At 70.3% G+C, this 11,532-nt stretch carries 1 protein-coding gene; it reads right to left on the bottom strand.

The annotated features are described in order from the left end of the window. Positions 1-11,532, bottom strand: an 11,532-nt coding sequence (locus tag BFF76_RS32030; protein ID WP_141695552.1) for a type I polyketide synthase, incomplete at both ends; no start/stop codon positions are given.

The raw sequence follows: 11,532 nt of genomic DNA, 5'->3' as shown, positions 1-11,532 counted from the left end.
CACCCACTGCGAACCCTGCCCGGGAAACACGAACACCGGAGCCACCGCACCATCAGCGACACCCCGCACCACACCCGGTGCGGAACGGCCCTCCACCAGGGCACCCAGCCCCGCCACCAACTCCTCACGCCCACAAGCCGTCACCACCGCCCGGTGCTCGAACCGCGAACGGCTCAACGCCAACGCGTGCGCAAGATCCCGCACCGAAACACCCGGCGCCCCCGCCACCGACTCCGCCAGACGCGCCGCCTGATCCCGCAGCGCCCCCTCCGACTTGCCGGACAACACGAACGGCAGCACCACATCAGCCGGAAGCCCGGCCCCCACGACCACTTCCTCGTCCGGCGCCTGCTCGAGAATCACGTGCGCGTTCGTACCGCTGATCCCGAACGACGACACAGCCGCGCGCCGGGCGTCACCCGTCTCGGGCCACGCCACCGACTCGGTCAGCAGCGAGACCGCCCCCGCCGACCAGTCCACCTGAGGTGTCGGCTCGTCGACGTGCAGCGTCTGCGGAAGGATCCCGTGCCGCATCGCCAGAACCATCTTGATGATCCCGGCAACACCCGCCGCAGCCTGCGTGTGACCGATGTTCGACTTGACCGACCCGAGCAACAACGGCCGATCCTCCGACCGCCCCTGCCCATACGTCGCCAGCAGCGCCTGCGCCTCGATCGGGTCACCCAGCTTCGTACCCGTACCGTGCGCCTCCACCGCATCCACCTGCGAAGCCGACAAGCCCGCATTCGCCAGAGCCTGCCGAATCACCCGCTGCTGCGACGGACCGTTCGGAGCCGTCAGACCATTCGACGCACCGTCCTGATTCACCGCCGAACCCCGAACAACAGCGAGCACCCGGTGCCCGTTGCGACGCGCGTCGGAGAGCCGCTCCACCAACAGCATCCCCACGCCCTCGCCCCAGCCGGTGCCGTCGGCACCCGCCGCGAAGGATTTGCAGCGGCCGTCCACCGCGAGAGCTCGCTGGCGGGAGAACTCGACGAACGTGCCGGGGGTGGCCATGACCGTCACCCCGCCGGCCAGAGCCATCGAGCACTCACCCGACCGCAAAGCCTGCATCGCCCAGTGCAACGCCACCAACGACGACGAACACGCCGTATCCACCGTCACCGCCGGACCCTCAAGGCCCAACGCGTACGACACCCGACCCGAAGCGACACTCCCTGCGGTGCCCGTGGTGAGGTGCCCTTCGAGGCTCTCGGCGGACGCTGCGGCATACGCCGCGAAGTCGTGGTACATGAGGCCCGCGAAGACGGCTGTATCGCTGCCCCGCAGGGACGCGGGATCAATGTCCGCCGATTCCACCGCTTCCCACGAGGCTTCCAGGAGCAGCCGCTGCTGCGGGTCCATCGCCACCGCCTCACGCGGCGAGATCCCGAAGAACTCCGCGTCGAAGTGTGTGGCGTCGTGCAGGAACCCGCCTTCGCGGGTGTACGACGTACCCGGCCTGTCCGGGTCCGGGTCGAAGAGCCCGTCCACGTCCCAGCCCCGGTCGGACGGGATGCCCGTCACCGCGTCTCCGGCGGTGGAGAGCAGCCGCCACAGGTCCTTGGGCCCGGACACTCCGCCGGGGTAGCGGCAGCTCATGCCGATGATCACGATCGGGTCGTCCGCCGTGGTGCCGGTCGTCCCGACAGCCGCGGTCGGCTCGCTGTGCGTCCCGAGGACCTCCGCCCGGATGAACCCGGCCAGCGCCGCTGGGGTCGGGTAGTCGAAGACGAGTGTCGCGGGCAGTCGCAGACCCATGACGGCGTTGAGCCGGTTACGCAGATCCACGGCGGTCAGCGAGTCGAATCCGAGGTCCGTGAAGGCCTGCCGGGGCTTGATCGCGTCACTCGAGGTGTGGCCCAGGGTAGAGGCGACCTCGATGCGTACGAGCTCGAGGAAGCGTGCCTCCTGTTCGGCCGGCTCCAGCCGGAGAAGAGTGCGTGCGAAGGACTGAGAGCGGTGGGTGCCTGCGTCGGCCTGCCTACGGTTCGACACCCGGACCAGGCCCCGCAGCATCAGCGGAGTCGTCTCCGGACGTAGCCGCAGAGTGGCCGTATCCACCCGGACGGGCACGAGCGCAGCCTCGCTGGCCAACACCCCTGCCGCGTCGAAGAGTTCGAGTCCCTGTGCCGAGGAAAACGGCAGCAGCCCACCCCGGGCCATCCGCCGCAGATCATCCGCACCGAGCTGACCCGTCATCTCACTCGCCTGAGCCCACAAACCCCAGGCCAGCGACTGCCCCGCAAGCCCTTCCGCACGCCGCACCTCGGCCAGAGCATCCAGGAACGCGTTCGCAGCGGCGTAGTTCGCCTGACCCGCACCACCGAACACACCCGCCGCCGACGAGAACAGCGTGAACATCGACAGATCCATGCCAGACGTCAGCTCATGCAGGTTCCACGCCGCATCGACCTTCGGCCGCATCACCGCAGCCAACCGCTCCGGCGTAAGAGACGACACCACACCGTCGTCCAGCACACCCGCCGTATGCACCACACCCGTCAACGGATGCTCCGGAGCAATACCGCCCAGCACCTCGGCCAGCGCGGCACGATCCGCCACATCACACGCGACGAAGGACGCCTGCGCACCCAGCTCCTCCAGCTCCGCCACCAGATCGGCAGCCCCCGGAGCATCCGCACCCCGCCGGCTCACCAGCAGCAGATGACGAACACCACGCTCCACCACCAGATGCCGCGCCACCAGCCCACCCAGCACACCACTGGCACCCGTCACCAACACCGTGCCCACACCCACCTCGGGAACACTCCCACCGGCACCTGCAGACACCCGCGCCAGCCTCGGCACGAACACCTCACCCCCACGCACCGCCACCTGCGGCTCACCCGAAGCCACCACAGCCGACAGAACCGACTCATCGGCCCCCTCGACATCCACCAGCACGAACCGGCCCGGATTCTCCGTCTCAGCCGCCCGCACCAGACCCCAGACGACTGCCTGTGCCGGATCCGGCGCAGCGTCGCGATCACAAGCCACCGCGCCCGAAGTCACCACCAGCAGGCGGGCTTCGGAGCATCGCTCATCCGCGAGCCACTCCTGCGTCAACTCCAGCGTTCGGCGGGCGTTTTCGTGGGCCCGGGTCGCCGCGTCCGCGCAATCGGAACCTGCACCCGCGAATGACACCGCCACCACGTCCGGCACCGCGTCCGCTGAAGCAAGGTCCGCATAGCGGGCGACGACAGCGGGAATGGGCTTCGCAGAGCCCACCGGGTCTGTGGAGCCCATCGGCTTCGCCGTCCATTCGACCCGGAACATCGCGTCACCGAGAGCGTGGGCCGAAGCCTGCATCTGTTCCGGCCTTATGGGGCGCAGGGCCAGCGTGCCCACGGAGGCGACCGGGTAACCCGTTCCGTCGGCCAGCAGCAGGGAGACCCCCGACCGCACGCGCCGGATCCGGACCCGCAGTGCGCGTGCTCCGACCGCGCCCAGCGAGACCCCGCTCCAGGCGAACGGCAGCTCGACGGAGCCCGGCTCGCCTCCGGCGTCACGCGTCGTCGACCAGCCCATCGCGTGCAGTGCGGCGTCCAGCAGAGCTGGGTGCACCCCGAACCCCTCGACGTCGGCTTCCTCCGGCAGGGCCACCTCCGCGTACACGTCGTCGCCCTGCTGCCAAGCAGCCCGAAGCCCTTGGAACAAGGGGCCGTATCCGTAGCCGGCCTCGGCAAGCGACTCGTAGAGGGTGTCGACGGCGAGCGCCCGGGCCCCGGTCGGCGGCCACTCACCCAAGCCGTCCGACTCCGGTACTTCCGCGCACGTCGCAGTTCCGGACGCGTGCAGGGTCCACACGTCCTCAGGTGCGCCGGCGGGTGCCGCATGCATGCGCACAGTGCTGCGGCCCGACGCGTCCGGCAGCGTCACCGTCACCTGGATCACGACCGCGCCGGACTCCGGGACGACCAGCGGAGCCTCGATCGTCAGCTCTTCAAGCAATTGACATCCGACCTGGTCAACTGCGTGCAGTGCCAGGTCGACGAAGGCCGTTCCCGGGAGCAGCACCGAGTCCAGAACGACGTGGTCGGCGAGCCAGGGGTGCGTTTCGACCGACAGCCTGCCCGTCATCACCACACCGTCGGAGTCGGCCAGCCTGATCGCTCCGGAGAGCAGGGCATGCCCGCCGGGCCGCATTCCCGTCGCCGAGATGTCGCGGCCCTGTCCGGCAGCCGACTTGAGCCAGTAGTGCTGATGCTGGAAGGGGTACGTCGGCAGGTCGACACGCTGGGCATCGGCGTCCCCGAACAGGGCCCGCCAGTCGAGCTCGGCCCCGTGCGCATGCGCCTCGGCCAGCGACGTCAGGAGACGCCGGGCCTCTTCCTCGTCCCGTCGCAGCGTCCCCAGCGCCACCGCCTCGGAACCGGCGGCGGCGAACGTCTCCTGCAACCCCATGGTGAGCACCGGGTGCGGGCTGACCTCGACGAACACACCGTGCCCCGACGCCAGTAGCGACCGGGTCGCCTTCTCCAGGAGGACCGTGCGGCGCAGGTTGGTGTACCAGTACTCGCCGTCCATGCCCGCCGTGTCCAGCAACTCACCGGTCACCGTCGAATACAACGGCACCTGCGAGGCACGCGGGGACAGGTCCGCCAGCACCTCCAGCAGCTGGTCATGGATCCGCTCCACATGCGCACTGTGCGAGGCGTAGTCCACATCGATGCGCTTGCAGCGGACCTCGTCCGCCTTGCAGGCCAGCAGCAACTCGTCCAGCGCGTCACCGTCACCGCTCACCACCACGGAGGACGGGCCGTTCACCGCCGCGACCGACAGACGCCCCTCCCACTTGGACAGGCGTGCCTCCACCTTCTCCACCGGCTCCGCCACCGAGGCCATGCCGCCCAGACCCGAGAGCTCAACAATCGCCCGGCTCCGCAACGCGACCACCCGCGCACCGTCCTCCAGCGACAGCCCGCCGGCCACACACGCGGCAGCGATCTCACCCTGCGAATGGCCCATCACCGCCGCAGGCACCACACCGGCCGCCCGCCACACCTCCGCCAACGACACCATCACCGCCCACAACACCGGCTGCACCACATCAACCCGGTCAAAGCCAGGAGCACCCGGCTCACCCCGCAGCACACCGAGCAACGACCAGTCCGTATGCGCCGACAACGCGGCCGCACACTCCCGCATCCGCTCCGCGAACACATCCGAGGACTCCACCAACCCCGCAGCCATACCCACCCACTGCGAACCCTGCCCCGGGAACACGAACACCGGACGCATCACGCCGTCCGCGACGCCCTGCACCACACCGTGCGCCGAGCGTCCGTCCGCCAGTGCGTCCAGACCCGACCGGAGTTCCTCGAGGTCGCCGGCGACCAGGACCGCACGATGCGTGAACCTCGTACGGGTGGTGGCCAGCGACCATGCGACGTCCCTCAGGCCCAGGCCGGGCTCCCGGTCCAGCAGACCGGCCAGCCGGACCGCCTGCTCCGACACGGCCTCGGGTGACTTCCCGGACAGGACGAACGGCAGCACCACATCGTCCGGAAGCCCGGCCCCGACGGCGGCCCCGTCGTCCGGCGCCTGCTCCAGAATGACGTGCGCGTTCGTACCGCTGATCCCGAACGACGACACACCGGCTCGGCGCGGCCCGTCCTTCTCCGGCCACGCCACCGACCGGGTCAGGAGCTCAACGGCCCCTGACTTCCAGTCGACTTGGGAGGACGGCTGGTCGAGGTGCAGGGTCTGCGGCAGCACACCGTGCCGCATCGCCATCACCATCTTGATGACTCCCGCCACACCCGCGGCAGCCTGTGCGTGACCGATGTTCGACTTCAGCGACCCCAGGAGGAGGGGGCGGCCGTCCGGCCTGCCCTGCCCGTACGTCGCCAGCAGCGCCTGCGCCTCGATCGGGTCACCCAGCCGGGTGCCCGTGCCGTGAGCCTCCACTGCGTCCACCTGGGCGGGCGAGATACCGGCGTTGGCCAGGGCCTGGCGGATGACTCGCTGCTGCGAGGGGCCGTTCGGAGCCGTCAGGCCGTTGGACGCCCCGTCCTGGTTCACCGCCGTACCCCGGACCACCGCCAGGACCTGATGGCCGTTGCGCCGCGCGTCCGAGAGCCGTTCGAGGAGCAGCATGCCGACACCCTCTGACCACGCGGTGCCGTCGGCGTCGTCGGAGAATGCCTTGCAGCGGGCGTTCACGGCGAGGCCGCCGTGCCCTCCGAACTCGGCGAAGATCCCTTCGTCGGCCATGATCATGGCGCCGCCCGCCAGTGCCATGGAGCATTCGCCCGACCGCAGCGCCTGCATGGCCAGGTGCAGTGCCACAAGCGAGGAGGAACACGCCGTGTCGACCGACACCGCGGGTCCTTCCAGGCCGAAGGTGTACGCCACACGGCCTGAGACGACGCTGCCTGCGGTGCCGGTCAGCACATGTCCGGCGACACCCTCGGGGAGCTGGTCGAGCGATGTGGCGTATCCGGTGGAGGACGTCCCGGCGAAGACGCCGGTGCGACTTCCGCGTACGGACGCAGGGGTGATGCCCGCCCGTTCGAACGCCTCCCAGGCCGCCTGGAGCAGCAGCCGCTGCTGCGGATCCATCGCCAGCGCCTCACGCGGCGAGATCCCGAAGAACGCGGCGTCGAACTCGCCCGCGTCGTGGACGAACCCGCCTTCGTGGGGCAGGTCGGAGCCGTCGTCGGGCGAGGGCAGCCGCCAGCCCCGGTCGGTGGGGAAGCCGGAGATGCCGTCGGTGCCGGTGGCGACGAGGTCCCAGAGGTCCTCGGGTGAGTTGACGCCGCCCGGGTAGCGGCAGCTCATGGCCACAATCGCGACCGGTTCATCGGTGTCCGCCACTCCGGCCCGTACGGCGGAGTCGGCGGACACGGGTGATCCGGAGGCCTCGACCAGCACGCTGTGCAGGTGGGCGGCCATCAGTGCCGGAGTCGGGTAGTCGAAGACGAGCGATGCGGGAAGCCGCAGTCCGGTCGCCGCACCCAGGCGGTTCCGCAACTCGACGGCGGTGAGGGAGTCGAAGCCGAGCTCCTTGAACGCCCGGCCGGGGCGTACGGCGTCCGCGTCGGAGTGTCCGAGAACAGCGGCCGCCCGGGCGCTGACGAGGTCCACGAGCATCTGTGTCTGCTCGGACTCGTCCAGTCCCCTCAGCCGCTCGGCGAGCGTCGACGCCTCGACGGCCGTCGAAGCCGCGCTGCGCCTGCTGGACCTGCGCCCGCCGAGTCCCAGCCCCTTGAACAGGGCCGGCTCCTCCGCCCGGCCGCGCAGGAAGGCCGCGTCCAGCTTCACCGGTACGAGAACGGCTTCGTCGGCGGCGAGTGCGGCGTCGAACAGAGCCACACCCTCCTGCGCCGACAGGGCGGTCAGCCCACCTCGGGTGCTGCGGCCCGCGCTCGTCCCGCTCAGCCGGTCGATCATGCCGCCGGCCTGTTCCCACGGGCCCCAGGCTAGCGAGGTCGCTGCGAGACCCTGCCTCCGTCTGGCCTGGGCCAGTGAGTCCAGGAAGACGTTCGCGGCGGCGTAGTTGCCCTGGCCGGGCGCCCCCAGCAGGCCGGAGGTGGAGGAGAACAGCGCGAACACCGGCAGGTCGAGATCGCGGGTCAGCCGGTGCAGATGCCAGGCGGCATCTGCCTTGGGCCCCAGGACCGTGTCCAGGCGGTCGTCGGTGAGCGAGGAGATGATTCCGTCGTCGAGCACACCCGCGGCATGGACCACGGCGGTCAGCGGGTGCTCGTCGTCGATGGCCGCGAGAAGGCCGGCGAGCGCTCCGGCGTCGGAGACGTCGCAGGCGGCCAGGGTGACGGTGGTGGCGCCGAGTCCGGTCAGTTCGGCGGCGAGTTCCTGCGCGCCGGGCGCTTCAGGACCGCTCCGGCCCGCCAGCACCAGGTGCCGGGCGCCGTGCGTGGCGACCAGATGCCGGGCTAGTACGCCGCCGAGCGATCCGGTGCCGCCGGTGAGGAGCACGGTTCCGTCGCGGTCGAGCGGCTGGGGAACGGTGAGCACGACCTTGCCGATGTGCCGGGCCTGGCTGAGGAAGCGGAAGGCCTCCGCTGCCCGGCGGACGTCCCAGGTCCGCACCGGAAGCGGACGCAGCGCGCCGCTCTCGAACAGCGCGACCACCTCGGCCAGCATCCGGCCGATCCGCTCGGGGCCCGCCTGGATGACGTCGAATGCCTGGTAGGCGACTCCGGGGTGGGCGTGTGCGACCGCTTCGGGGTCGCGGACGTCCGCCTTGCCCATTTCCACGAACCGCCCACCACGGGGGAGCAGCCGCAGCGAGGCGTCCACGAAGGGCCCGGCGAGGGAGTCCAGCACCACGTCGACGCCCCGTCCTTCGGTGGCGGCGCGGAACTTCTCCTCGAACTCCAGCGTGCGCGAGGAGGCGATGTGCTCGTCGTGCAGGCCGAGTTCCCGCAGGGTGTCCCACTTGCCGGGACCGGCCGTCCCGAACACCTCGGCGCCGAGGTGGCGCGCCAGCTGCGTGGCCGCCATGCCCACACCGCCAGCCGCGGCGTGCACGAGGACCGATTCGCCGGGCTGGAGCGCGGCCAGGTCGACGAGACCGTAGTACGCGGTGAGGAACACGATGGGCACCGAGGCGGCCTCGGTGAACGACCAGCCGTCGGGAATCCTCGCGACCATGCGGTGATCGGTGACAGCAGTGGGGCCGAAACCGCCGCTCAGCAGGCCCATCACGCGGTCACCGGGCACGATCCCGGTCACGCCGGGGCCGGTCTCCGTTACGACACCGGCACCCTCGATGCCCATCGTGGCCTGCCCCGGATACATGTCGAGGGCGATCAGGACGTCACGGAAGTTGAGCCCCGCCGCACGTACGGCCACGCGGATCTGGCCGGATTCGAGCTCATCACACGCTTCCGGGTGGGGCAGCAGCCGCAGCCCTTCGAGCGTCCCCTTGCTCACGCTGTCGAGCCGCCAGGTCGTGCCGTCCACAGGCGGCAGCAGTGTGCCGTCCTGCCCGGACCGTACGAGGCGGAGTGCGTGGAGTGCTCCATCGCGTACGGCGAGCTGCGGCTCGCCGCTGTCGACGGCGCGACGTACGACACCGGCACTGACGTCGGACCCCGCCGTTTCGTCCAGGTCCAGCAGGACGAAACGCTGCGGGTTCTCGGACTGCGCCGACCGCACCAGACCCCACACCGGGGCGGCGGACAGGTCGGCAGCGACACTCGTGTCACCGCCCGTGTCGACCGCGCGACGGGTGACGACGACCAGCCGGGACGCGTCCAAGCGCGGTTCGGCCAGCCATTCCTGCAGGAACCCGAGCGTCCGGTGCGCCGCGTGGTGCGCGGCTGCGAGTACATCTGCGTCGTCGGCCGTTCCCTCGGTGTCGACCAGTACGACCTCCGGTGCGGCGGCTCCCGCGTCGAGGGCTGCGCTCAACGCGGTCACGTCGGCGTACGTGTCGCAGCCGTCGAGGCCCGGGCCGGTTCCTTCAGCTGCCAGCGCGGCCCACGTCCGCTCGCCTCCGGCCGACTCCGTCGAGTGCTCGTCCTGGGTGATCTGGACCCAGCTGAGTTGGAACAGCGAGTCGGCGGTGGCACGACGCCGGTCGTCGAACTGCTCGGCGGACACCTCGCGCAGTGTCAACGCCTCTATCTGCGCAACCAGTTGTCCGGCGGCATCGGCCAGGACGAGTGACAGCGTGTTGTCGCGTCCCGTGGGCGCGATCCGCATCCGCAGCGTGGAGGACCCGGTGGCACGGAGGAACATCCCGTTCCAGGAGAACGGAAGCCAGCCGCGACCCTCGTGGCTCGCCGGACTCTCCGGCCCTCCGTCTCCGAGCAGACCGCCTACCGCGAGGGAGTGGAGTGCTGAGTCGAGCAACGCGGGGTGCACACCGAATCCGGCGACGTCGAGACCCGCCACCGCCACTTCGGCGAAGACCTCCTCGCCACGGCGCCAGACCCGCTGCAGGCCTCGGAAGGCGGGACCGTAGCCGAAGCCCTGGTCGGCGAGTCGTTCGTACAGCCCTTCGACACCGATCTCAGTCGCGTCGCGCGGCGGCCAGGCCCCCAGGGACTCCCGCACGGAGGATTCTGCGGAGGACTCGACGGCCGCGTCGACCGGCGCGAGCAGGCCGGTGGCGTGCTGGGTCCAGTCACTCTCCTCGCCATCGGCCTCCCCCGGGCGGGAGTGCACGCTGATGGGCCTGCGCCCGTCGGCCTCAGGGGTGCCCACCACCAACTGGAGTTGGACACCTGACGAATCCTGGAGCACCAGCGGCGCCTGCAGGGTCAGCTCGTCCACCACTTCGCAGCCGACGTGGTCGCCCGCGTGCAGGGCCAGATCGACGAAGGCCGTGCCGGGCAGCAGCACCGAACCCATGACGGCGTGGTCGGCGAGCCATGGCTGCGTCTGGAACGACAGACGCCCCGTGAACAGGAACTCATCGGTGTGCGCCAGACCCACCGCGACGGCGAGGAGCGGGTGATCACCGGTGCGCAGTCCGAGCCCGGCCACGTCTCCGGTTCTGTGCCAGGTGTTCTTCGGCCAGTAGCGCTGCCGCTGGAAGGCATAGGTGGGGAGGTCGATGCGGCGTGCGCCGGTGCCCGCGAAGTACGCCGGCCAGTCGACCACCGATCCGCGTACGTGCAGTTCACCGAGGGCGGTGACGAGTGTCTCCGCCTCCGCACGGTCCTTGCGCAGGGCCGGCACGAAGGTCGAGTCCTCGACACAGTCCTGCCCCATGGCGGAGAGCACCCCACCCGGACCCAACTCCAGGAACGTAGTCACACCCTGGTGCCCGAGAGACCGCATCCCGTCGAGGAAACGCACCGCCTCACGGACATGGCGCACCCAGTAGTCCGCCGAGCACATCTCGCCGCCCGACACCACCAGACCGGACACGTTCGAAATGACGGAGATCTGCGGGGCATGGAAGGTCAACGTCTGCGCGACCGCGCGGAAGTCGTCGAGCATCGCGTCCATGCGCGATGAGTGGAACGCATGGCTGACGCGCAGCCGCTTCGTCTTGCGCCCTTCCGCCTCGAAGTGCGCGGCGACGGCCAGGACGTCGGCCTCGTCCCCCGAGATCACCGTCGAGGAGGGCCCGTTGAGTGCTGCGATCGAGACGCCGTCGGTCAGGAGCGGCAGGACCTCGTCCTCGGCTGCCTGGAGCGAGACCATCGCCCCGCCCGCCGGCAACGCCTGCATCAGACGGCCTCGCGCCGCCACCAGCCTGGCAGCGTCCTCCAGCGAGAGCACACCGGCCGCATGCGCCGCCGACAGCTCGCCGATCGAATGCCCCAGCAGATAGTCCGGCTTCACGCCCCACGCCGACACCAGACGGAACAAAGCCACTTCGAGAGCGAACAGCCCCGCCTGCGTGAACTGCGTCTGATCCAGCAGCTCACCACCCTCGAACACCACATCCCGGATCGGCTGATCCAGATGCCGGTCCAACTCAGCACACACCGCATCGAACGCATCCGCGAACACCGGGTAGGACTCGTACAGCTCACGGCCCATACCCGACCGCTGCGCACCCTGACCCGAGAACAACACACCGGTACGCCCCTGCGTCAC

Origin of the sequence: Streptomyces mutomycini (assembly GCF_001700505.1) — a bacterium.
Classification (GTDB): domain Bacteria; phylum Actinomycetota; class Actinomycetes; order Streptomycetales; family Streptomycetaceae; genus Streptomyces; species Streptomyces mutomycini.
The sequence above is the reverse complement of the archived record's forward strand: the minus strand, read 5'-3'. Positions and strand labels throughout refer to the sequence as shown.